At 69.2% G+C, this 22,068-nt stretch carries 22 protein-coding genes; 7 read left to right on the top strand and 15 right to left on the bottom strand.

From position 1 onward, the window contains the following. Positions 1-94 precede the first annotated feature (94 nt). Genes C566_RS23220 through C566_RS0114290 form a run of 3 tightly spaced genes read right to left on the bottom strand, consistent with a single transcriptional unit; the run spans position 95 to position 2,708 of the window. A complete protein-coding gene (locus C566_RS23220) occupies positions 95-1,651 on the bottom strand; it encodes a DUF7059 domain-containing protein (protein ID WP_018775031.1) in 1,557 nt (518 codons plus the stop codon). Next, complete coding sequence (locus C566_RS23460; protein WP_155846886.1) at positions 1,641-1,871, bottom strand: hypothetical protein; 231 nt, start codon at positions 1,869-1,871, stop codon at positions 1,641-1,643. Before C566_RS23460 ends, C566_RS23220 begins: the two co-directional genes overlap by 11 nt. Positions 1,872-1,928: 57 nt before the next feature. Continuing rightward, a complete protein-coding gene (locus C566_RS0114290; RefSeq protein ID WP_018775030.1) occupies positions 1,929-2,708 on the bottom strand; it encodes a MerR family transcriptional regulator in 780 nt (259 codons plus the stop codon). 189 nt (positions 2,709-2,897) lie between these two features. Here C566_RS0114290 and C566_RS0114285 point away from each other — a divergent pair, with 189 nt between their 5' ends. Then, complete coding sequence (locus C566_RS0114285) at positions 2,898-3,356, top strand: hypothetical protein (RefSeq protein WP_018775029.1); 459 nt, start codon at positions 2,898-2,900, stop codon at positions 3,354-3,356. A gap of 110 nt (positions 3,357-3,466) precedes the next feature. Continuing rightward, positions 3,467-4,009 (top strand): DUF6023 family protein, encoded by a 543-nt coding sequence (locus C566_RS0114280; protein ID WP_026266710.1) that lies wholly within the window; start codon positions 3,467-3,469, stop codon positions 4,007-4,009. A gap of 34 nt (positions 4,010-4,043) precedes the next feature. On the opposite strand, the gene trhO is transcribed toward C566_RS0114280, so the two are convergent. Next, complete coding sequence (gene trhO / locus C566_RS0114275; RefSeq protein WP_026266709.1) at positions 4,044-4,937, bottom strand: oxygen-dependent tRNA uridine(34) hydroxylase TrhO; 894 nt, start codon at positions 4,935-4,937, stop codon at positions 4,044-4,046. A gap of 117 nt (positions 4,938-5,054) precedes the next feature. Here trhO and C566_RS0114270 point away from each other — a divergent pair, with 117 nt between their 5' ends. Both C566_RS0114270 and C566_RS21555 read left to right on the top strand, forming a co-directional pair. Beyond that, the gene (locus tag C566_RS0114270) at positions 5,055-5,747 is read left to right on the top strand and encodes a GNAT family N-acetyltransferase (RefSeq protein ID WP_018775026.1); all 693 of its coding nucleotides are present in this window, start codon (positions 5,055-5,057) and stop codon (positions 5,745-5,747) included. Positions 5,748-5,878: 131 nt separating this feature from the next. Then, positions 5,879-8,305, top strand: coding sequence for a DEAD/DEAH box helicase (locus C566_RS21555; protein WP_231386374.1), 2,427 nt, complete (start codon positions 5,879-5,881; stop codon positions 8,303-8,305). Between the two features lie 38 nt (positions 8,306-8,343). On the opposite strand, the gene C566_RS21550 is transcribed toward C566_RS21555, so the two are convergent. From C566_RS21550 to ssd, 8 genes are all read right to left on the bottom strand, one after another. Next, positions 8,344-8,775, bottom strand: a complete 432-nt coding sequence (locus C566_RS21550; protein WP_081627346.1) for an Rv3654c family TadE-like protein — start codon at positions 8,773-8,775, stop codon at positions 8,344-8,346. Next, on the bottom strand, positions 8,775-9,245 hold the full coding sequence (locus C566_RS0114255; protein WP_018775023.1) for a TadE family type IV pilus minor pilin: 471 nt from the start codon (positions 9,243-9,245) through the stop codon (positions 8,775-8,777). Before C566_RS0114255 ends, C566_RS21550 begins: the two co-directional genes overlap by 1 nt. Then, positions 9,242-9,568: a DUF4244 domain-containing protein gene (locus C566_RS0114250; RefSeq protein ID WP_442852622.1), complete on the bottom strand. Its 327-nt coding sequence runs from the start codon at positions 9,566-9,568 to the stop codon at positions 9,242-9,244. The genes C566_RS0114255 and C566_RS0114250 overlap by 4 nt, the downstream gene beginning before the upstream one ends. A 255-nt stretch (positions 9,569-9,823) precedes the next feature. Continuing rightward, on the bottom strand, positions 9,824-11,530 hold the full coding sequence (locus C566_RS22985; RefSeq protein ID WP_018775021.1) for a hypothetical protein: 1,707 nt from the start codon (positions 11,528-11,530) through the stop codon (positions 9,824-9,826). A 338-nt stretch (positions 11,531-11,868) separates the two neighbouring features. Continuing rightward, entirely contained in the window at positions 11,869-12,477 is a 609-nt protein-coding gene (locus C566_RS0114230) for a type II secretion system F family protein (RefSeq protein ID WP_018775020.1), read from the bottom strand. A 13-nt stretch (positions 12,478-12,490) separates the two neighbouring features. Beyond that, on the bottom strand, positions 12,491-13,237 hold the full coding sequence (locus tag C566_RS0114225) for a hypothetical protein (RefSeq protein WP_018775019.1): 747 nt from the start codon (positions 13,235-13,237) through the stop codon (positions 12,491-12,493). A gap of 161 nt (positions 13,238-13,398) precedes the next feature. Continuing rightward, the gene (locus C566_RS0114220) at positions 13,399-14,742 is read right to left on the bottom strand and encodes a TadA family conjugal transfer-associated ATPase (protein WP_018775018.1); all 1,344 of its coding nucleotides are present in this window, start codon (positions 14,740-14,742) and stop codon (positions 13,399-13,401) included. After that, positions 14,739-15,848 (bottom strand): septum site-determining protein Ssd, encoded by a 1,110-nt coding sequence (ssd, locus tag C566_RS0114215; protein ID WP_018775017.1) that lies wholly within the window; start codon positions 15,846-15,848, stop codon positions 14,739-14,741. The genes C566_RS0114220 and ssd overlap by 4 nt, the downstream gene beginning before the upstream one ends. A gap of 137 nt (positions 15,849-15,985) precedes the next feature. On the opposite strand from ssd, the gene C566_RS0114210 reads away from it, so the two are divergent. Further along, complete coding sequence (locus C566_RS0114210; RefSeq protein ID WP_018775016.1) at positions 15,986-17,728, top strand: bifunctional 3'-5' exonuclease/DNA polymerase; 1,743 nt, start codon at positions 15,986-15,988, stop codon at positions 17,726-17,728. 143 nt (positions 17,729-17,871) lie between these two features. After that, positions 17,872-18,132, top strand: a complete 261-nt coding sequence (locus tag C566_RS21540) for a YegP family protein (RefSeq protein ID WP_018775015.1) — start codon at positions 17,872-17,874, stop codon at positions 18,130-18,132. 33 nt (positions 18,133-18,165) lie between these two features. On the opposite strand, the gene C566_RS0114200 is transcribed toward C566_RS21540, so the two are convergent. The 3 genes from C566_RS0114200 to C566_RS0114190 form a co-directional block, all read right to left on the bottom strand. Continuing rightward, positions 18,166-18,846: an NUDIX hydrolase gene (locus C566_RS0114200; RefSeq protein WP_018775014.1), complete on the bottom strand. Its 681-nt coding sequence runs from the start codon at positions 18,844-18,846 to the stop codon at positions 18,166-18,168. Then, positions 18,843-19,613, bottom strand: coding sequence for an endonuclease III (nth, locus tag C566_RS0114195; RefSeq protein ID WP_018775013.1), 771 nt, complete (start codon positions 19,611-19,613; stop codon positions 18,843-18,845). Before nth ends, C566_RS0114200 begins: the two co-directional genes overlap by 4 nt. A gap of 96 nt (positions 19,614-19,709) precedes the next feature. Beyond that, positions 19,710-21,134 (bottom strand): hypothetical protein, encoded by a 1,425-nt coding sequence (locus C566_RS0114190; RefSeq protein WP_026266706.1) that lies wholly within the window; start codon positions 21,132-21,134, stop codon positions 19,710-19,712. A 431-nt stretch (positions 21,135-21,565) separates the two neighbouring features. Between C566_RS0114190 and C566_RS21535 the strand changes: the two genes are divergently transcribed. Next, on the top strand, positions 21,566-22,068 hold a 503-nt coding region (locus tag C566_RS21535; RefSeq protein ID WP_155846889.1), incomplete at its 3' end, for an acetyl-coenzyme A synthetase N-terminal domain-containing protein.

Below are 22,068 nucleotides of genomic sequence, written 5' to 3'. Positions count from 1 at the left end.
CTCCGGTACTGGTCCTGCGGCAGCCGGGGCTGCGGCAGAAGCGGCGTTGCCGGCCGCTACCGAACCGCCGTTGGCGGGCGCGGCCGCTGCCGTATCAGGCAGGCAGAAGGAAGCCGTCGCGGACGAGGTTCCCGACTTCTTCGAGCAGGCCAGTGCGGAACTCCGCGCCGTCGAACCCCTCGTAGCCGCCCAGCAGGGCCTCGAGGGCGCCGATGATCTGCCCGACGGACAGGTCGCCGTCGCACGCTGAGACGAGGCCCGCCAGCTCGGTACTGAGCAGGTTGGTGCGGCGCAGCCCGGCACCCTGCCGCAGCAGGATGACGCCGGGGTGTTCCGCGCCGGGGCGCTGGTGCCGTTCTTCGGTGACGTCCTCCGCGACCAGCAGGTGGGCGGCGGCCAGATCATGGCCGGCCAGCCAGTCGGCACGCTCGACGGCGGCGCCCAGGTGCGGCCCGACCGGTTGTTCGATCGGGTAGGTGATCTCCTCGAAGCGCGACAGCACCCGTCCGGCGCCGTCGGCAGGCCGCCGCAGCCAGATCATGCCGAAGCCGATTCCGGCCACATTGCGCGAGGCGAAGTCGTCCAGGTAGGCCGCGTACGAGTCCTCGTAGAGCCGGCGGTCGCGGCCTTCCGAGGCGTCTTGGAGCCAGGTCTCGGCATACTGCTCGGGGCCCACCTGCTCGCGCTGGATGAACCAGACGTCGGCGGCCGGGCCGACCCAGCTCTGGGGCCGGTCGGCCCAGCCGGCGCCCGCCGTGATCTCCCAGTTGCCCAGAAGCTGGGCCGTTCCGCCCGGGGCAAGGACCGAGGGCAATGCGCGGACCAGCGAGGACACAATCTCGTCCCCCGGCAGGCCGCCGTCGCGGTACGTGAACTGGTCCGTGGCGGTCTCGCCCAGGCTGCGGGGCGTAATGACAAACGGCGGGTTGGACACCACCAGCTCGAACTCCTGCCCCGCGACCGGGTCCAGCAGGGACCCGAGCCGCAGGCTGACGCGGGCATCAAGGTCGGCCGGGTCCAGGTGCAGTTCGGCGGCGTTGAGCAGCAGGTTGAACCGCGTGAACGCCAGCGCACGTTCGGAGATGTCCGTGGCGGTCACGTGCTCGGCGTGGTGCAGCAGGTGGAAGGTCTGGATACCGCAGCCGGTGCCGAGATCGAGGGCCGTGGCAACATGGCGGCGGGCGGTGACCTGGACCAGGGTGGTGGAGGCCTGCCCAATCCCCAGGACGTGGTCATGCCGGAGAACGCCAGCGCGCTGATGGGCCGCGAGGTCGCTGGCCACCCAGAGGTCCGCGCCGCCCGCACTGGTCCCGTCCTCCCCCACGGCCGGGTCCCAGCCGTAGGGCCTGAGGTCCACCTTCGCCTGGACCAGGTCCCCGCCCGAGGGCTCCACGAGACCAAGTTCCATCAGCCCCCTGGTACGGATGCCGGGGAGGGCGTCGTCGAGCGTCTCCGCGCGCTGCGGTTCGGACAGGAGCCAGAGACGCACGACGCCGGCGAGCGCCGCCGTCGCCGGCTCCCCGAGGGAACGCCCGGTGATGATCAGCGCCGGGATGAGCTGGTCCCGGCCCAGGGCCGAGTGCGCGGCCTCGCCGAGCAGCTCCGCGACCCCGTCCACGGTGTAGCCAACGGCACGCAGGTCAGCGGCCAAGGCCTCGAGGAGGCCGGGGAGGTCGCTGCGCGGAGCGTCCGGAGTATTGCCCGCCGTGAACGGGGTAGCCGGAGCCTGCGTTGAACGAGCCTGTGTTGAACGAGCCTGCGTGGAACGAGCCTGCGTTGAACGAGCCTGCGTGGAACGAGCCGGTGCGGCGGGGCCTTGCGCTGAGGAAGTCACCGGACAAGTTTAGTCCCCGGGGCCGGGCCCCCTTCATTCCGGAGGCCGTGCCCGGGTTTGGGCCCGGGCGTGGGCCCGGGCGATGCAAGTCCGGCTACAGCTCGGTCTCCGCATAGATTTTCAGGGCGTCCCGGACGATGGCGGCGCCGTCGGCACCTCCATAGTTGGCGGCGAACCTGGGATCGGCCACGTACATCTCGCCGAGCCCCGTCACGTACCCCTTGATGTCGCCATCGGTCGCTGGGCTGCCGCCCGCTGCGGGTGACGCCGGCGTGCCGGGGATTCCCCTAAGCCATTCGACGTGGCGCCGGGCCAGGTCCTGCGCCCGCGCGCTGTCCGCCGGAACCCCCGATGCCGCAGCAGCCGTCCAGTCGGCACCGAGCTGCCGGGACTGTTCCGTCCAGGCAGCCTTCTCCCCGGCCCCCATGCCGCGCCACCAGGCGTCCGACTTCGCATAGGCGTCCTTGCCCCACCGCTGCTCCACCTCTTCCTGGTACGTGGTGTGGTCGAAACCGTCGAACATTTCCTCCGCCATGATCTTTCCTCCCGTTTGCAATGCCTCGATGGTGTGACGGACCGAGGCAATCTGCCGCCCCAGCCTGTCCTGTTCCTGCAGCAGCCACGCCAAGTGCCGGCCCAGTGCATGCTCCTCGTCCGCCTCGTTGCCGAGCACGTCCGCGATCGCCGGCAGCCCGAGCCCCAAGTCGCGCAGGAGCAGGATCCGCTGCAGACGGACCAGGGACTCCTGGCCGTAGTACCGGTAGCCGTTGTTGCCGGTGCGGCTTGGCCTGAGCAGGCCGATGTCGTCGTAATGACGCAAAGTCCGGCCGGTGGTGCCGGCCAACTTCGCGATCTGCTGAACGGACCAGTCCATGCCTCCACCCTTCTGCGCCCTCGAGGCCCGCGTCCCCTGGACCCCGCTGTTCCCGTGCCGGCCGGCCGCTGCCGGCCGTCGCTTCGACTCTAAACTTTGACGCAGCGTCAAAGTCAAGGGTCCGCAGGGAAGGGTGCCCGGGACGTCGGCGCGGCCGGAGGGCAGCCCGCGGGACGGTAAGTTTGAGGCATGGTTTTCCCTTCCTCCCACGCCCCGGCCGGCCGCCTGGCCCGGCGGACACTGAGCGGCACGGCCGCCGCCGTCGTCGTACTGGCCGCGGCGGCATGTTCCCCGGCCGTTTCGATTGAAAGCGCCGACGTCCCGGCGTGGAAGGCCACTGCGCTGCCCTCCGCCCCGGGGACAGTGCTGGAGGATGCCGGCAAAATCCTGAACCGGGATCCGATCGTCCGGTCCGCTTCCGGCGTGCCCGCCGGCACCTACACCTTGACCATGACCTGCGACGGCGGCGGGAAGGCGTTCTTCGCCGTCAACCTGGACGGCAGCCAGTTGGCCGAAGCCGGTGCCGCCTGCAACGGCAGCCGCGAAACCGCCCGCATCAAAGTGCCCGCCGCGGGCAAGATCACGCTCAGCACGTCCAGTGTGGATGCCCCGCTTCTCTACGCCTACCACCTGGCGGCGTCCGAGTAGCGTGCGCCGCAGCCCGGTCCGCGGTGTCCGGCCCGACGCCCTCTGACGGCCTGTCCGACCCGGACCTTTGGCCTCTGGCGTTTGACCCCGGGCGGCCCTAATCTCAGGGTATGCCAACTGTGCCGGCGAGCAGGGTGCCGCGACGGCGCACCCCGGCGGCCGCCGTGGTGCTTTCAGTTGCGGTATTTCTCGGGACGGTCCTGTCCGGTTGCGCGTATGAATACAGCGCCGACCACTGGGACGATGAATCGACCTCCGCTGCCCCTCCGACCACTGACGCCGCCCTGCCCCAGGACCCCCATCTCAACGAGCCGGTGACGGGCGAGGAGCTGGATGACTGGGTCGATGCCGTGCTGCCCGACGCCGAGGGACAAGTCCTCCATACCGGTTTCGGGACGCTGGAGGCCGACGAGGAGCGGAAAGAGACGACAGCCCAGCTGCCCAAGGGTACGTACGCCGTGACCCTGGCTTGCCGCAGCACCCGCCGCGTGTCGTTTTCCATCGAGAACGGTGAGGACGAACTCGTGGACCTGAGTCTCCGGTGCGGGACGTCCAGGGTGAACGTGGTGCAGCTGGCCGCAGATGCGTCGCTCTCGATCAAAGTGGATGCCAACGCACCGGCGAACTTTGCGTACCGGGTGAGCCGCATCTGAGCGTGCCCGGCCGGCCGAAAGTCCGGATCGTGCCTCAGGCGGCGCAGCCCTCGGGGCACCGCAGGGTGTCGGGGCTCGCGGCGCACCCGGCGCAGTAGAGCGTGAGATTCCGGCAGGACGGATTCGAGCAGTTTTCGAACTTGCTTGTGGGTGCCGAGCAGCGGACGCATTTGCCGATGGTCTTGGCGTCCCCGCTGAACTCGACGTGCATGCGCTTGTCGAACACATACAGGGAGCCCTCCCACAGGCCCTGGTCCTTGAAGGCCTCGCCGTAGCGGACAATGCCGCCGTCGAGCTGGTAGACCTCCTTGAACCCGCGGTTCACCATGAGGCTCGAGAGCACCTCGCAGCGGATGCCTCCGGTGCAGTAGGTGACAACCGGTTTGTCCTTGAGGGCGTCGTATTTACCGGAGTCGAGTTCCTTGATGAAGTCGTGGGTGGTGGCGACATCGGGAACTACGGCGTCCTTGAATTTGCCGATCTGGGCCTCGAAGCCGTTCCGGCCGTCGAAGAACACGACTTCGTCGCCCTGCTGTTTCTTGGCTTCAATGAGTTCGTGGAGTTCCTCGGGTTTGAGGTGGGTTCCGCCGCCCACCACTCCGCCGGCGTCGACTTTGAGTTCGCCCGGGGCGCCGAAGGATACGATTTCGTCCCGCACCTTCACGCTGAGCCGCGGGAAGTCCGCCGCGCCGCCCTCCGACCACTTCACGTCGATGCCCTGGAAGCCCTTGTACTCCCGCGTCGTTTTGACGTATTGCTTCACGGCGTTCAGCTCTCCGCCGACCGTGGCGTTGATGCCGTCCTTGGAAAGGATGATGCGGCCGGTCAGTCCGAGCTTTTCGCACAGGGCGCGCTGCCAGAGCCGGACGGCGTCCGGGTCAGGCAGGGGGGTGAATCCGTAAAAAAGCACAATCCTGTTCAAAGCCACGCTTTTAAGGGTACTTGCTGGCGCGGACGGCCAGGCGACAATCACAATTGGATAAGCAAGCGGCTTCCCCCAACCCGGCCCCTGTTGCTTGTGGCACGGCTGGAATACGCTCATCACATGAGTCTTGACGCCATGGTTGAAGACACCACTCACCTGCTGGAAATCTGGGTTGCCGGATGGGCCGGTTGCCGCGGATACGAGACGCGCAGGGAGGGACGGTTCCCCGCGGCCTTACGCGCGGACACCACCCACGAATGGGAGTATTTCGCCTACGATCCGTCCGACGCGGAGTTCGAGGCGCTGGCTGCAAAGACGGCCGAAGTGCCGGCCCGGGTCCTCACCATCCTCACCAACGATGCGGCCCGGTACACGTTGCTGGGACAGCGGAACGGCCTCCATGTCACCTCGGCCTCCCAAACCATGATGATCGTGGACATGGAGACCCAGGATTCTGAGGACCCTTGGCTTTCGGACGACGACCTCAAGCTCGAGACCTCCCGGACCGACGGCGTCCACCACGCAGTAGTCACCGCCGGCGAGGACGTCGCCGCGAGCGGACGCGTGTTTGTGGTGGGACACACCGCCATCTTCGACAACATCGTGACGTCGGCGGCCTACCAGCGGCGGGGGCTGGGCAGCTTCATCATGAAGGCCCTGGCCGCCCAGGCGTTCGAACACGACGTCGACTCCGGACTGCTGCTCGCCTCCCTCGACGGCCAAAAACTCTATTCACACCTCGGCTGGCGCGAGGTGTGCCACGTCCTGATGTTGTCGACTTCCGACGAAGGTGCCGACCTGTCCGTGGGGTGAGGCGCGCTCCGTGGGTTGAAGCGCCGCTCGCGTCTGCCGTCCGGCGGGCGTGCGCCCGGGGCAACATGCCTGCCCGGCGGAAGGCCGCCGCGCCTGCCGGGCGATTTGAGGGCGGATGAAAGAATATGTGAGTGAACCCGCATGAGTCCTTGATTCCGTTGCTGGGCCGAGGTCCGGACCCGGAACAGTTGCGTCATGTGCGGACGATCCCCGCCCGCCAGGCCGTTAATGCGCCGTGGCCGGAGTGGTCCCACCCCGATCTCGTGGCAGCCTACGGTTCCCTGGGCATCCACGAGCCCTACCTTCACCAGGTCCGGGCCGCCGAACTGGCCCACGCCGGAGAGAACGTGGTCATCGCCACCGGCACCGCGTCCGGCAAGTCCCTGGCGTATCAGCTGCCGGCCCTGGACGCGATCCACCGTTCCGAGCTCAAGGTCCTGTCCGATCCCGGGAAAATCCACGACGACGGGGCTGTGACCCTCTACCTCTCCCCGACCAAGGCGCTCGCAGCCGACCAACTGGCAGCGATCAGGGCACTGAAGCTCCCCACAGTCCGGGCAGAAACCTACGACGGCGACACCGATCCCGCTTCCCGGCGCTGGATCCGGGACCATGCGAACTTCATCCTGGCAAACCCGGACATGCTTCACTTCGGCATCCTCCCGAACCATGCCTGGTGGGCGAGGTTCTTCCGGCGCCTCCGCTACGTGATCGTGGATGAGGCCCACAGCTACCGCGGCGTCTTCGGCTCCCATGTGGCAAACCTCATGCGCCGGCTGCGTCGGATCTGTGCTTACTACAGCCCGGGCGGCTCGCATCCCGGACCGGTGTTCATTGCGGCGTCCGCCACGGCCTCTGAACCCGGGCAGTCCTTCGGCCGGCTGATCGGCGCACCGGTACGGGCCGTTTCCGAAGACAGTTCCCCCCACGGGTCCACCACGGTGGCGTTTTGGGAGCCGGCACTGACCGAACTCCGGGGCGAAAACGGCGCCAAAGAGCGCCGGACGGCCGTCGCCGAGACCGCCGACCTGCTGGCCAACCTGGTGTCCTCCCGGACCCGGACCATTGCGTTCATCAAGTCCAGGCGCGGGGCAGAGACGATTTCCTCCATCGCCAAACGCCTCCTCGACGAGGTGGACCCCAGCCTGCCGCAGCGCGTGGCCGCCTACCGCTCGGGCTACCTGCCGGAAGAGCGGCGGGCCCTGGAAAAGGCGCTGCGCTCGGGTGAACTGTTGGGCGTCTCGAGCACGTCCGCGCTGGAGCTGGGCATCGACATTTCCGGTCTCGACGCCGTCCTGGTCGCAGGCTGGCCGGGCACCCGCGCGTCGCTGTTCCAACAGATCGGCCGGGCAGGACGCGCCGGGCAGGACGCGATCGCGGCCTTCGTGGCCAGCGACGACCCGCTGGACACCTACTTGGTGAACCACCCCGAGGCGATTTTCGACGTCTCGGTGGAGGCCACGGTCTTCGATCCCTCCAATCCATATGTTCTGGGCCCGCACCTGTGCGCGGCCGCCGCGGAACTGCCCCTCGGGTTCGCCGAACTGGAGCTCTTCGGGGCCACCGCCGAGAAGCTGCTGGACCGGCTGGTCCTGCAGGGCTACCTGCGCAAACGGCCGGCCGGATGGTTTTGGACCCATCCGCAAAATGCCGCAGCCATGGTGAACCTCCGGGCCGACGGCGGAGGTCCGGTGAGCATCGTGGATGCCGAGACGGGCTCCTTGCTCGGCACCATGGATTCGCCGCAGACCCACTACCAGGCCCACACCGGCGCCATCTATGTCCACCAGGGCGACAGCTACGTGGTGGAAGACCTGAATGAGGACGAGCACTGTGTGGTGGTGCGCCGGGCGAACCCCGACTACTACACCACCGCCCGGGACGTGACCCAGATCGAGGTCCTCGAAACGCAACGCACCACCCAGTGGGGCGATGTGGCTGTGCACTTCGGCGATGTGAAAGTGACAACCCAGGTGGTGTCCTTCCAGCGCAAGGCGTTGATTTCGAATGAGATCCTCGGCGAAGAACCGTTGGAATTGGGCGCCAGGGACCTGTTTACCAAGGCAGTCTGGTTTGTTGTGGACAACCGCTCGCTGACCGGCGCGGGGCTCATCGAGGCACAGTTCCCCGGCGCGCTGCATGCTGCCGAGCACGCGGCCATCGGCCTCCTTCCGCTGGTGGCCTCCAGCGACCGCTGGGACATCGGCGGAGTGTCCACGGCCATCCACGCCGACACTGGAGTGCCCACCATCTTTGTCTACGACGGCCATCCCGGCGGGGCCGGGTTCGCCGAACGCGGCTACGACAAGGCCAGGTTGTGGCTGACCGCCACGCGCGACGCCATCAAGGCCTGCGAATGCGAGTCCGGCTGCCCCTCCTGCGTCCAGTCACCCAAGTGCGGCAACAAGAACAACCCGCTCGACAAGGACGCCGCCGTCACACTGATCGATGTACTGCTCCAGGACGCCGGCGACCTCATGCACGCCGGCAATCCCGGCACAACGGCGGCCGCGGCCGGGACCTCGGAAGATAAGCCCGCCCAGCCGCTCCGCGCCTGAACACCTGTCCCGGCGACCCGCCGGAAACGAAGCATCATTCACCGTGCGGACCCGTTCCCGGCCGCGGGGGGTCCCGCCCTGGCCCGTCCCGTGGCCGCCCCGAGGAACGGACCGGCGCCGAACTCGGTGCGGACCTGAACCGTGGCGTCCGGTCCTTCAGCACAGGCGGCCAGCGTGGCGTTGTTCTTCAGCGCGACCTCTCGAGCCACAGCGCAGGGCTCGCCGGGCGTGATCCCCCGCGCGGCATCCGCGGCAGCCAGCGCCGCCAGATCGGCAGCCGCCGCGGCCCTCGACGCCGCGACGGCCGACTGGGCCAAAAGCAGCAGCAGGGCCAACGCCATGATGACCGCCAGCCCGAGTCCGAGGGCCAGCACGGTCCCCGACCCCCGCTCTGAAGACGTACACCGGTGCCGGGCGCGGGCAGGATCCGGGCTCCGCGGTCGCGGCCCGCGGGCCCGGACACGCGACATCACGTGCCGCCCTGCCACGGGGACCGGGAGACGCCCTTCAGTCCGGACTCGTCCAGCCCGGGACGTTGCTCCGCGCCAGGGGCCTCAGCACGCGCCCACGCGCTGGCGCTGAGGGCCCAGGGAACCAGGGACCCAACAGCCCCGGGGACGCGACCGGAAACGGTGACCCTGTGCAAATCGCCGTCGCGCGTCACCTCGGAGTCCGCCGTTTCGCCGGCGAGACGGCGGACAATCTCACCGACTTCGCCGGCCGCGGCTCCCCTCGCCACCGCCCGGGCACCGCCACGGGCCGCCTCCTCGACGCGGAGCTGCATCACCCCGGCAGCCGAACCCGCGAGCAGCACGGAGAGCAGGAGGACGACCGAGGGCAACGCGACGGCGAACTCAGCGGTGACGGCCCCGCGGCACTCCGCCGTTGGCGGCGGCTCCCTCCGGCCGCCGCTCCCCCGGGCGTGCCAGAGTCCGTTCATGGCAACGTGAGCGCTGTCCGGATGAGGTTCAGGAGGAACCCGCGGACCTCATCGCTGCGCATGATGAACACTAGGACCCCGGCGAAGCCCACGGCGGCCAGGGTTGCGATGGCATATTCAGCGGTAGCCATGCCCGCCTGCGCGGCCGGCGGCCCTGTGCGTCCCTGCGGTTGAATGGGAACAACCGAGCGGGCGCCGGGGTAGATCTCATAGACCTTGGCAACGCCGCCCTCCCCTGCTTCAATGCGACGTGCAGCGGGAGTGTCCTGATTTGTTGACATCTGCTTTCCTTCCACGGGACACCGGCGTGATCGCCGGCTGATTCGACTCTCCCGGCTTGTACGCCGCGTCATAAGCCCCGATGGCAGCCAAGTGGAAAACCTGCCCGAAAATGCCGTCGTGGCTGCCTGTGGAGGAGAACTGTATGGTCCCCGCCGGGCGGCCAACAGACGCCGAACGCCGGGCCCGGATCCGCCAGCACCCTGCCCGGACCCAGACAGGGCTGAACCCGAGGGGCTGCGGTCCGTCCTGCGACGACAGCCCCTCGGGTTCAGTTGGTGCGGGTCTCCCGCGCGTCCCTAAGGGAGGAAGTATCCCGCGAGGTCGGCGATGAGGTGTGAGGACCCGGAGGAACGGTTGAACAACGTCACCTTTCCATCTGAACCGACGGGGACCGAGACCAGGTTCGGCACAGTCTGTCGGGCGGAGAAGTTCAGGTTGGACGCGTCCGGACGGGCGGAGCCCGAGGGGTAGGCGGTGACGTAGCCGATGGACTGGGGCGACACGACCGTCAGGTTGAAAACAGCCGCCAGGACACTCGAGGGGATGCCGTTGGCCCCGGCAATCTGGAAGGACACCGCGGAGTCCGGGCGCACAGCCGTTGTGTTTCGGGTGTCGAGGATCCTGGATGGACCGGTGGCCTTGAACGCACCGGTGGCCGACGGCGTGCCGCCGAGGTAGTAGCCGGCAACGTCTGCGATCAGGTGTGAACGTCCGAAGGAACGATTGAGCAGTGTGACTTTACCGTCTGGGCCGATGGGGACCGTGACCAGGTTCGGCACTGTCTGTCCGGCGTTGAAGTTGAGGTTGGACGCGTCCGGACGCGCCGAGCCCGACGCATAGGCGGTAATGTATCCGATCCTCGTTGGCTCGGTCACTGTGAGGTTGAAGACCACAGCAGCGGCAGATGCCGGGACGCCGTTGGTCCCCGCAACCTGCAGGGACACCGTGGAATCCCCTGCAAGCGCCGTGGTGGACCGGGTGTCCAGCAGCCGCTTTGGCGCCAGACTTTGGAAGGCACCCGGCGTCGCTGGGGCCCCCGTGACGTAATAGCCGGTAACGTCGGCGATGAGGTGGGTTGTGCCAGAGGATCTGTTGAACAGCGCAACTTTTCCGTCCGCACCCACCTTGACCGTTACCAGGTTAGGCACGTTTTGGTTGGCGCGGAAGTTCACATTGGATGCATTCGGCCGTACTGTCCCGGAGGGGTAGGCGGTGATGTAGCCAATGGATTTTCCTTCGGTGACGGTCAGGTTGAAGACGACCGCGGCGACTGTTGCCGGGATCCCGTTGGCCCCCGCAACCTGGAAGGAGACGGACTTGTCGGCACCCACCGGCGACGTTTTCCGGGTGTCGAGGAACCGCTGAGGGGCAATCGGGGTAAACGTCCCGGGAAGCTGGCCGGCCGCCTTTTTGGCCTTGATGACCACGTCGTCAATGAAGCTGTCGCCGGCCTGCCGCCGGTGTTCGGCGCCGAGTTGCATCTTGGTGACCGCGGTAAAGGCCGTGGCGACCTGCTTGCTGGAATACACGAGCTTGCCGTCGAAGATCACCTCGACCGTGGAGGAGGCCCCATTTGCGATGACGTGTGTGACGAGATGGTGCCAGGTGCCGAGCGGAACGTTCACCTTCATCGCGGTGTAGCGGAGGGTTCCGTCGGGCGCCGCGACGCGCAGCCACAGCGGGCCGACGCCGCCGTTGGAACGGTAGACGTCCACGAACCGGGTGTTCCCGTTGAAGAACCGGAAGTACGGGACGTTGTTGCCGGCGACGCCCTCCTTGGTGATGTTGAACCAGCCGTCGGCGTAAACCTCATTGTTCCCGGCAGGAACTGGTGCGGAAAAATTCGCCACGGAACCGGCATCCGTGGTGACGTGGACCTTGGCTGAGCAGCGGCCGGAGTGTTGCTGGGCCGAGGAGACTTCGGCGGTGCCGGTTCCGGAAGTGAAAGCGGTGGCGAAGCCGGCGGTGGTGAGGCTTCCGGACTCGAAGTTCGTGGCAATCACCGTTGTGCCAGGGAATTGGTTGGTCGGTTGGGGTGTTCCCGGCTGACAGGTCGGTACGGCGGCGGACGCCGGACTGGCTCCCACCGCCAAACCGGTCAAAACTAGTAGGTTGAGCGCTGCAATCACGCCCGCTTTGTACAGTCGAATCATTGATCTGCCCCCCTGGCGTGGCTCCCAGTTAGTACGAGACCCCAGATACTCCGGGATTCGAGGCGCCAAGGAAGTGCTGTGAGTAGCCGACGCACGAGACCGCTCATACTCCGACGGTGCCTGCCCCCAAGGTATCCCCCAGCAACTTGAATAAACCTTGGGTCCAGGTGATCCGCGGGCTGCCGGCATCACGTCGGAAGCAGCCCCAGGAGCACGGGCACGACGCCGAGGCAGACGAATGCCGGCAGGGAGCACAAGCCCAGCGGCACGACCAGCTTCACGCCGAGCGCCGCCGCGCGCTGCTCGGCGGTCCTGTTGCGTTCGCGGCGAAGCCGGGCCGCCTGGGCATAGAGGAGCGCTGAGGAGGGGGCACCGGTGAGGGCGGCGAAGGAAAGGGCGTCGCGCAAGGCATGAAGTTGGGGCGCCTGGGCACCGGAACTGCGCCATGCCGTGCCCCAGTCCGCACCGATTGCGAGGGCTGACACAACCGGCCGAAGCTGCCGCCCGAGTTCCGGTGGCATGAGGGCGGCCACGAGTTCAAGGGCCCGGCCAAGTCCGGCTCCCGCATCCAGCATGGCGCCGATCAGTTCCAGCATCATGGCGGTGTCCCGCAGACCCTGGAAGCCGTGACGTCCCAGTCCTGCGTCGTGGACCGCCGGGCGTCGCGCGGCCCCGTCAGACGGTGCCCGAAGCTGGCGCCGGAGCCGCCGGCGGACACGGCCCGGGCGGGCGAGGACCACGGCGGCTGCCCCGGCAAGGCTCGCTGCGATCACGAATCCGGCAAGTTCGGGCCTCACGGCGGCCGCTGCGTCACGTTGGGGCTTCCGCCGCGGCGCGGACGAGCCTTGCGGACCACAGCCGGCCGACGACGGTGAGCGCCACGCCCGCGGCCACCGCAGTGAGGCCCCAGGGATTTCCCAGCAGTGTCGCGACCGGGTCAACGCCGAGCAGCAGGCCGAGGCCCAGGCCTGACAGCGGCAGCCAGGTCAGTAGGCGGACGGTTGCGCGGGGCCCCGCCAAGGCGGTCTGCCGGGCAGCCTCGGCGTCGTCCTCCGACTCAAGGTGGGCGGCAAAGCGCGCCAGGACATCGGCCAGGGGGCAACCGCTGGCCTCAGCGGTGTCAAAGCATGCGGCGAGCTCGCCCCACACGCGCACGTCGCGGCGGGCCCGGATGCCGACGGCACCCTTGGTGGCCGGGACGACGGCGCCCTCACCGGCAGAAACCGCGGAGACCTCGCGGCGGATGGCCGCGCCCACGGAGGACCCGCGCAGGGCGGCGCCACGCGCGGCTGCAAGGATCCTCCGGGACTCCGGGCCGAGGACCGTTCCGGCGCCGTCCCCTGTGCGGTCGCGGGGGCGATCGCGGCCGGCGCCGTGAACCGCGACCTGCGACACCGGCCAGTCCCCCGCGGCGTCCCCGCCGTACAGCGCCCACAGTTCATCCCACAGTCGGGCGGGGATGCGCCCTCCCCTCAGCAGCGCGGCCAATTGTTGGACCAGGACCGTCATGGGGACGGGCCCGGCATCGGCGGATCCCCCACCGCGCCAACGGGCCATGCCCCCGACGGCTCGTCCTTGCCGGGATCCCGGCGGCCCGTGAGCCGCCGGACCTCGCGTGCCCGCGGCCTGCAATGCCCTGCGGGTACGATGGCCGGCCGCGCGCGGGGAGGGAAATGCCAACCACACGGCCAGGACCAAGACGACGATGAGGAAACCGGTCATCGCTGCGCCCATGGCTGTAAGGATTCGTGCACGGATCCCGGAGGGCGTCCTGCCGGCGGCGGCGCCGCCGGCAGATCGGAGGGGCCCGCCCCGGCCAACCCGGGATCCATGCCGAGACGGTGCGCCAGCAGTGGCCAGGCCCCGCCGAAGCGGAGCTCGCCCCGTTGGATCTCCAGTGCGGCAGCGACAGCCAGGCCCGAGTCTTGGACCTCCATGATTCCAACGCTGGCGACCTGGCGCCCCGATTCGGTCCGCTCGACGTGCACGACGGCGTCGATCGCGCTGGCGACCTGCATCCGTACCGCGTCCTGGCCCATGCCGGCGAGCGCGCCAAGGGCCGCCAGCCGGGCCGGCACAGCCGCCGCCTCATTCGCGTGGATGGTCCCGCCGCCTCCGGTGTGTCCGGTGTTCATAGCCGAGAGCAGCTCGCGGACCTCAGCGCCGCGGCATTCGCCCACCACCAGCCGGTCCGGCCGCATCCTGAGAGCCTGGCGGACCAGTTCGCCCAAGTCCACGGCGCCACCACCTTCCAGGTTTCCGTGCCGGGATTCCAGCGAGACGACGTGCGGGTGGACGGGATTTAGTTCTGCGGCGTCCTCGATCAGGACGAGCCTCTCCCCGGGGTGGCACAAACCCAGCAACGTCGCCAGTAGCGTGGTCTTCCCCGAACCGGTGGCCCCGCTGATGAGGAAGCTCAGCCTGGACGCCACCATGCGTTCGAGCACGGACTGGACCAGGCTCCCGAGCGTCCCGGTCCCGAACATGCCGGCGCGCTGCAGCTCCGGCATGGAGAAAACCGTGGCCCGCCGGATCCGCACGCTCAGGAGTGTCCCGGCCGTGGAAATCGGCGGCAGCACCGCGTGCACCCGGTAGCCGCCGTCGAGCCGGACATCGACGCAGGGCGAACCGTCATCCAGGCGGCGGCCGCCGGCTGCCACCAGCCTCGCGGCGAGGGCCCTGACCTGCGGTTCCCCGGAAAAGACGACCGGCGCCTTCTCAAGACCGCGGCCGCGGTCCAGCCAGACCGAGTCCGGCCCGTTGACGAAAATGTCCGTCACGGCGGGATCCCGGGTGAGCGGCTGCAGGGGACCCAGTCCATTCAGTTCCGCGCTGATGCTCTCCACGGCGGCCAGCGCGCCGGCCGTGCCAAGCAGCCGCCCGCTCGCCTGGACCGCCGCCGCGACCCTTGACGCGGTCACCGGGGAGGCATCGGCCATGACGGACTCGCGTACGGACTCCAGCAGCGTTTCGTCGAGAAATCCCTGCGAGCGGCGGCGGCCCGGTGCCCGGCGGGCCGGACGTTCCGGTTCTGCCGGTCCTGCGGCCGAATGGGCACTCATGCCTCATCTCCTCCGTTCAGTTCAAGGAGTCCGGCCGCGAACCGGCGGACGGCGCGGTGCCGGCCGGTTTCGAGTAGGCGGCCGAGTTCCGTTGCCCCGGCCAGATCCTTGATGTCCGGCATGATGCCCTGAAGGACAAGCCCCACGGAGCCGGCGATCAGCGGCGCATCCAAGGCGGCGCCGCGACTGGCCCGGACCACGAGCGCGGTGTCCACGGGTGGAAGCTCCTGCAGCAGCCAGGCCGTGGCGACGGCGGCCCGCAGCCGGGCGGGCGCCACGACGATGATCCGATCGCATTCGCCGGCGAAGGCGCGCAAGGCTTCCCGTTCCCGGCCGATATCCAGCACCACCAATTCGTAGCCGCGGCGGGCGGCGTCGAGAACCGCGGCCACGGTGGCCGCGTCCACGCCGGCGGCCCGGTCCCGGGTTCCCGGCCACGACAGGAAGGAGAATCCACCGGCGACGGGCAGCGACTCCTCCAGCTGGGCGGTGTCGATACTGCCGCTCACCCCGGCAAGATCCGGCCAGCGCAGCCCGTGGGCGTCCTCTGCGGCCAGCGCCAGTTCCAGGCCCCCGCCCCAGAGGTCGCCGTCGATCAGCAGCACCCGGACCCCGGCCCCGGCGGCGGCCTGCGCGATCCAGATGGCAGCTGTCGTGGCCCCGGCACCGCCGCAGCCGCCGGTGAGACCCAGCACGAGTCCGCCGGCTTCCGGCGCACGGGACCGGCTCAGGTATTCCGCCAGCCAGGCCGCCGCGTCCGGCAGCACCGCGACACGTTCGGCCCCGACGGCGGCGGCCAGATGCCACAACCCTTCTTCATCACCTTCGAGGCCGAGCAGCACCGCAGGGGCCCTCCGCCGGGGCGGCAACCCGCGGATGTCGCTGCCCACCAGCACGGCGGCCGCGGCGTCCCAAAACGGCGCGGCCTCGGCAACGTCCTGCACCGTCCGCAGCTGGCCCCCGGCCGCCGCCACGATGCGTTCCACCTCGCTGCGCAGCGCATCGACCCCGGTGACGAGCAGGGTTTCCGCGGAATCCCCGGGGGTCCAGGGCTCATGCGCCCGCGGTGGCGGCGAGCCCGGACCACGGTGCTGGTGCCTGTTCATGCTGCCACTGTGCCCGGGCCGGAAGCGCGGCGGAACCGCCGTCGTGGGCTATGTGGACAAGTCTGGCGGCTTCCCTCTACCCGCCGCCGGGGGAAATGGGCACGGACCACGTCCTGGAGCAGGGCAGAATTGACCCTATGTACCTGCTGCTCGCCGCCCACGCCGATGGCGCGGCATTGCAGCAACTCACGGCCGATGGCGTGCCCGAACCCGCCAATCCGGAACCCCGAGTTGTCTGGGCCGGCGACCTCGCCGGAGTTGTGCGCGAGCTTGAGGCGCGGCAGCCGCGCTGGATCTGGCACCGTACGCAGGACTGGTATCCAGCGCTGCTGCGCGCCGGGGTGGAGCTCGAGCGCTGCTACGACCTCACCTTGTGCGGTTCGATCCTGGCGCACTCGGAGTTCACCGCCCACACCGGCTACGCACAGGCGGCGGAGAAGCTGACCCAGGACGACGAGCTACACCAGCCGCCCCGGGGGCTGCAGCCTCCTGCCCCGCCGCCGGAACAGGGGGCCCTGTTCGATGCCCCGGCCCCCGGTCAGCGTCCCGGCCAAACCCTTGAGGCTCTCCGCACCGAGTACGCCGCGCAGCAGGAAGCACTTCGCCAGGCGGGAACGGCGCCCGGCACGGGGCCCGGCACGGACGTCGTTCCTGACGCCGGCCGGCGTCAACGGCTCCAGCTGCTGCTCGCGGCGGAATCCGCCGGGGCCATGATCGCCGCCGAAATGCAGCACACCGGCGTCCCGTGGCGGGAGGAACTCCACGAGCAGATCCTCGCGGAACACCTGGGACCCCGCCCGGCTCCCGGCCAGCGTCCGGCCAAACTCGAATCGCTCACGGCCGAACTGAGGCTGCTGCTGAAGTCGCCGGCGCTGAACCCGGACTCCCCGCAGGAGCTCATGCGCGCCCTGCACCGCAACGGCATCGAAGTGAAAACCACCCGCCAATGGGAGCTGAAAGAATCCAGCCACCCCGCGATCGTGCCGCTGCTGGCCTACAAGAAGCTGGCCCGTCTGCACGCGGCGAACGGCTGGGCATGGCTTGATACCTGGGTGAAGGACGGCAGGTTCCAGCCTGAGTACGTGGTGGGCGGCGTGGTCTCGGGCCGGTGGGCGTCGCGGGGCGGCGGGGCGCTACAAATCCCGCGCCAGGTCCGCGGGGCGGTCCACGCCGATCCCGGCCACAAACTGATCGTTGCCGACGCCTCGCAGCTCGAGCCCCGCGTGCTTGTGGCACTGGCCCAGGATTCCAAAATGGCCGAGGCTGCGCGGGACAAGGACCTCTATGCCGGCATTGCCGCCCAAGGCTTCGGCGGCGACCGGGCCAAGGCGAAGGTGGCCCTCCTCGGGGCAATCTACGGGGCGACCACGGGCGAGTCCGGCCGGCTGATGCCCCAGCTGGCCCGCACCTACCCCCGCGCCGTGGGCTTCGTCGAGCAGGCCGCCCGCGACGGCGAAGCCGGCAGGACCGTCACCTCACGCCTGGGCCGGAGCAGCCCGCCGCCGTCGGAGCGCTGGCTGCAGACCCAGCACTCCACCACCGCGGAAGAACAGCGCCGGGCGGACTCGATCGCCCGCTCGCGCGGCCGCTTCACCCGGAACTTCGTGGTCCAGGGCTCGGCCGCGGACTGGGCGGCGTGCTGGCTCGCGGAACTGCGACGCCGGCTTCGCGCCGCACGGGCGGAAGGCGCCGCCGCTGGCGAACTGGTGTTCTTCCTCCACGACGAGGTGATGGTGCACTGCCCTGAAAGCGCGGTCGGAGACTGCATCAAGGCGATTGAGGACTCCGCGGCTGCCGCCAAGGAGCTGTTGTTCGGCCGGATTCCGGTCGAATTTCCAGTCAGTGTGGCCGTCGTGGACTCGTACGACAACGCCAAATGAGTGACCCAAGTCACCGCCTGTAACGTACCCGTCGGTAGCGTTGTGTGCGCTCCGTCACCGGGCTACCCTCGGAAAGGCCGGCGAATTTCCCGTACGATCCGCCGGCTATTGCAACGACGCAAGGAAATTGGGGAGGCAGAGGTTTGGCTGGCATTTTTGAGATCGCGCAGGCTGGCGACAAGGCATATTTCTTCAGGCTGACGGCGGCGGATGGCACAGTAGTGGCCGTGTCCCCGCTCTTCAGCTCCATCAAAAGCGCCGCGGCGGGCATCAACGCCGTGCGCGAGAACGCCGCGACCGGCCTGGTTGTGGATCGTTCAGGAGCTCACCGGCGGGTCGCCACCAGCAGGTCGGGCGGACGGGCGCTGGCTCCCCGGGCAGGCAGCCCGGTGGCTGCCGGCTAGCAGACCGGCCGGCTAGCCGGCGCCCTGCGGGCTTTACACATCGATCCCGTACAGCCGTGCGCGGTCCCACGGCACGGCCCAGCCCAGCTGTTCAAAGAGTTGGTTCAGGATCATCCCGGTAAACCCCCACACCACGACGCCGTTGACGGTGAAGGCCGGGCTCTGGAAGGTCTGGCCGGCCCGGCTGACCGTGGCCATCACCCGGTTGTCCGGGTCCAGCAGGTCCCGGACCGGGACGCGGAACACCTGCGCGGATTCACCGTAGTCCACCACCCGGACCGGCGACTGTGCGGCCCACCAGGCCAGGACCGGGGTCACCAGGAAATTACCCCGGGGCAGGGCCAGTTCAGGCATCACGCCGAGGACGTCCACGCCCGCAGGGTTCAGGCCAGTCTCCTCCTCCGCCTCACGGAGGGCCGCGTCCACCACGGACTCACCCGGATCGATGCCGCCGCCGGGAAACGCCACCTGCCCGGGATGGTCGTCCAGCGTCTGGGCCCGCTGCAGCAGCAGCACGTCCAAATCGGCCGGAGCGAGCAACTTCTCGGACACCGCGGGGACGTTGTCCAGCGCACCAAAGAGCATCAGCACCGCGGCCCTGCGGACCCGCTCACCGGGTTCGACGGCGAGTTCCCGCCAGCGCGGGTCCGGGGCCGGCGCCGTGCCCGCTTCCACCGCGGCAACGAGATCGACGAGGTCCTGGCGCGCGGTCACGGCTGTTTCCTCTGCGATTCCATCCGGATTTCCGCGGCGCGGTGCGTCTCGGCCAGCAGCCGGGCCAGCAGTTCCTCCTGCCCCGGGGCGAGTTCGTACTTGAGCAGCTTCCGGGCCTTCTCCGGGTCGGTCTCGCCGGCACCGTAGCTGGGGCACCAGTTAGCCACGGCGCAGGCGCCGCAGGCCGGCTTGCGGGCGTGGCAGACGCGGCGGCCGTGGAAGACGACGCGGTGCGAGAGCATGGTCCAGTCCTTGGGCTCGAACAGCGCGGCGACGTCGGACTCGATCCGGACCGGATCATCGGACTCCGTCCAGCCAAAGCGCCGGGCCAGGCGACCGAAGTGGGTGTCCACCGTGATGCCCGGAATGCCGAAGGCATTGCCCAGCACAACGTTCGCGGTTTTCCGCCCGACGCCGGGCAGCGTCACCAAGTCCGCGAGCCGGCCCGGCACCTCGCCGTCGTACTCGTCCACCAGCCGGTTGCACAGCGCCAGGAGATTTCTGGCCTTGGCGCGAAAGAAGCCGGTGGGCTTGATGATGGCCTCCAGCTCGGCCGGATCCGCCTCCGCCATCCGCCGCGCATCCGGGTAGCGCGCGAACAGCAGGGGCGTGATCTGGTTGACCAGCACGTCTGTGGTCTGTGCGGACAGCACGGTGGCTATCACGAGCTCGAACGGCGTGCGGAAGTCCAGCTCCGCGTGGGCGTAGGGGTACTGTTCCGCGAGTTCCCGGTTGATCCGACGCGCGCGGCGCTTGAGCGCCAGCACCGACTCTCCTGACGCCCGCGGCGCACCCGGCTTGGCGCTCCCCGGGTTCGGGGTCCCGGGGACCGCGCTGCCGGATTCCGTGGTCACGGCGGCGGACTAACCGCGTTCGATGTTGCTGAGGTCCCGCAAAACGCCGAGCCGGCCGTCAGTGTGCTGGACCAGGAACTCGTTGCCGCGGTCCTCCAGGGCAAGGACCCAGCCGCCGGGTTCAATGACGAACGCCGGGGCACCGGTGCGCTCATCGACGGCGGTGCGGGGCTGTGCGACGGCGAACCAGAAGGCCTCGTGCACGGGGTGGACATCGTCCTCCGCGGGCCGGCTGGCGGGATCAACGGTCGCGCCGATGGGCTCCTGCGGCCGGGCTTGTTCCTGCGGCCGGACCTGGGGGTTGACCGTGGTGGGGGCACTGCCGCCGGCAGCTGCCGGAACGGCGGCGGCCTGGGTCTGTTCCGCGGCGGGAGCAGGCTGCGCACCAGCGCCCGCGGCACCGGCAGCGGCGGCGGCAGGAACGCCGGCGGTACGGGTCTTGTCCGCGGCGGACGGAGCGGGCTCCGCAGTCTGGGCCGGCGTCGACGGCGTCGATGAGGCCGTCGGTGCCGGGGCAGCCGCTGGCACGACGCCCGAGACCTGGGTCTCGGGTGCACCGGGAGCCGCAGCGCTGGGCGCTGCAGCGGACGCCGCGCCCGCCGCCGCTGCCCCGGCAGCGGGCCCGGCAGGTGTGGTTGCCGCCGGCATGGCCGCCTGGCTGCCGGTGCCCGGACGCTTGGCCCAGCCCGCAGCCGCGCCAGACGCGGCCTCCCCCGACGCAACCGCGCCGGACGCAACCGCGCCGGATGCGGCCGCCGAAGAGGCGCCCGCCCCGGCTGCGCCTGTACCCGCAGTGTCCTTGGTCAGCTTGGATTGTTTCGGTTGCTTCGCCGCCTTAGGCGCTCGGGGCTTCCGCACCGGGACAGCAGCTTCGCGGGCAACCACGTGGGCAGGCGCATCCTCCCGGCCCAGGAAGTCGCCGGCAAAGAACGGAATCCAGCGGGCCAGCACCGTGGCGGCGAAGAGCCCCAAGGCGCCCAGGAGCGCGATCAGCATGCTCGGCACGAACGCCCCGGCGGCCGCGAGGAAAAAGAAGGCCAGCGTGAAGGACGCCACAACGGACGCGAACTGGTCGATCGACAGGGATCCGATCCGGATCTTGGTCGACGGGCTGAGACGGCGGGCCACAAACAACGCGGTGACAATGAGCGGCAGCACGATGCCCAGGCCCAGGAAGAACAGGCTGCCCAGGTTCCAAAGGTTGTAGGCGAAGGCAAACATCGGAATCAGCGAGGCGATGAAAAGAAGGAGCGTCGAGCCGAAAACGGTGAGGTCACGGATGGTGAACGGACCGAGGACGGCTTCGTTCTTCTTCCCGGTCTTCTTGTCCACCGTGAAGCGTGGCGCATCCCCGAACCCGGCGGGCCCCGGCTGCGCCGTTCCACCTTGGTTCTGGGCGGGCGCCCGGAGTTGCCCGTTGTCTTGCTCGTTCATTCCGTATCTCCTTAGCATGGCGGCGCCCTGGACAGCGCCGTCTAACGGCAGGCAAGGACAGAACCGCCAGCGGTCCTGTCGCCTCCATCGGATGTCACAACTTCATCTCAGCCTAGCCAAGTGAATGGCCGATCACTAGCTGACAAGCCGAGGGCGGACGCAGCAGAATTCCCCGGATTTCCGAATCGCGGACGCTTGCCCCGGCCCGCCGCCCGGCGTCGGCGACAGACCACTCGGCGCTTAACAAACACCGCTCACGGTGCTGTTTGTGACGGGGCGCACGTTTGGTCGGACCCACGTATTAGTGTTGATTCCAGACAGCGCTAGCGGCACTGCCGCGGTCTGCCGCCGCCCGACGTCGCGCATGCGGCCCGGCGCGGAGGCACCACGAACGTCCGCGCGGCACGGATCGATGAATGATGAGGTTCACCATGTCCCAGCAGACTCCCGTATCCACCGCATTGCAGGCGCCCCAGGGCGATGCCTTCGAAAACCTGTCCCAGGAGAACCGCCGGTTTGCGCCGTCGGCCGGGTTCGCCGCGAACGCAGTGGCCACCGCCGCCGAGTACGCCGAGGCCGACGCCGACCGTCCCGCGTTCTGGGCGAAGCAGGCCCGCGAGCTGCTCAGCTGGTCCAAGGACTTCACCCAGGCACTCGACTGGTCCGACCCGCCGTTCGCGAAGTGGTTCGTCGGCGGCGAGGTCAACGCGGCCTACAACGCCCTGGACCGGCACGTCGAGGCCGGCAACGGGGACCGGGTGGCCATCTACTTCGAGGGCGAGCCGGGAGATACCCGCACGTACACGTACGCGCAGCTGACCGAGGAAGTGAAGAAGGCCGCGAACGCGTTCGAGTCCCTCGGCGTGGCCAAGGGCGACCGCGTGGCCGTGTACCTGCCCATGATCCCCGAGGCCGTCATCACGCTGCTGGCCTG

Source organism: Arthrobacter sp. 131MFCol6.1 (genome assembly GCF_000374925.1).
Lineage (GTDB): Bacteria > Actinomycetota > Actinomycetes > Actinomycetales > Micrococcaceae > Arthrobacter.
The sequence above is the reverse complement of the archived record's forward strand: the minus strand, read 5'-3'. Positions and strand labels throughout refer to the sequence as shown.

What these genes read in the sequence shown, in the direction of transcription:
- C566_RS23460 (WP_155846886.1), bottom strand. Translation starts at nt 1,871, where the DNA reads ATGAAGGGGGCCCGGCCCCGGGGACTAAACTTGTCCGGTGACTTCCTC.
- C566_RS0114290 (WP_018775030.1), bottom strand. Translation starts at nt 2,708, where the DNA reads ATGGACTGGTCCGTTCAGCAGATCGCGAAGTTGGCCGGCACCACCGGC.
- C566_RS0114285 (WP_018775029.1), top strand. Translation starts at nt 2,898, where the DNA reads ATGGTTTTCCCTTCCTCCCACGCCCCGGCCGGCCGCCTGGCCCGGCGG.
- C566_RS0114280 (WP_026266710.1), top strand. Translation starts at nt 3,467, where the DNA reads ATGCCAACTGTGCCGGCGAGCAGGGTGCCGCGACGGCGCACCCCGGCG.
- C566_RS0114270 (WP_018775026.1), top strand. Translation starts at nt 5,055, where the DNA reads ATGAGTCTTGACGCCATGGTTGAAGACACCACTCACCTGCTGGAAATC.
- C566_RS21550 (WP_081627346.1), bottom strand. Translation starts at nt 8,775, where the DNA reads ATGTCGCGTGTCCGGGCCCGCGGGCCGCGACCGCGGAGCCCGGATCCT.
- C566_RS0114255 (WP_018775023.1), bottom strand. Translation starts at nt 9,245, where the DNA reads ATGAACGGACTCTGGCACGCCCGGGGGAGCGGCGGCCGGAGGGAGCCG.
- C566_RS0114225 (WP_018775019.1), bottom strand. Translation starts at nt 13,237, where the DNA reads ATGGCCCGTTGGCGCGGTGGGGGATCCGCCGATGCCGGGCCCGTCCCC.
- C566_RS0114220 (WP_018775018.1), bottom strand. Translation starts at nt 14,742, where the DNA reads ATGAGTGCCCATTCGGCCGCAGGACCGGCAGAACCGGAACGTCCGGCC.
- ssd (WP_018775017.1), bottom strand. Translation starts at nt 15,848, where the DNA reads ATGAACAGGCACCAGCACCGTGGTCCGGGCTCGCCGCCACCGCGGGCG.
- C566_RS0114210 (WP_018775016.1), top strand. Translation starts at nt 15,986, where the DNA reads ATGTACCTGCTGCTCGCCGCCCACGCCGATGGCGCGGCATTGCAGCAA.
- C566_RS0114190 (WP_026266706.1), bottom strand. Translation starts at nt 21,134, where the DNA reads ATGAACGAGCAAGACAACGGGCAACTCCGGGCGCCCGCCCAGAACCAA.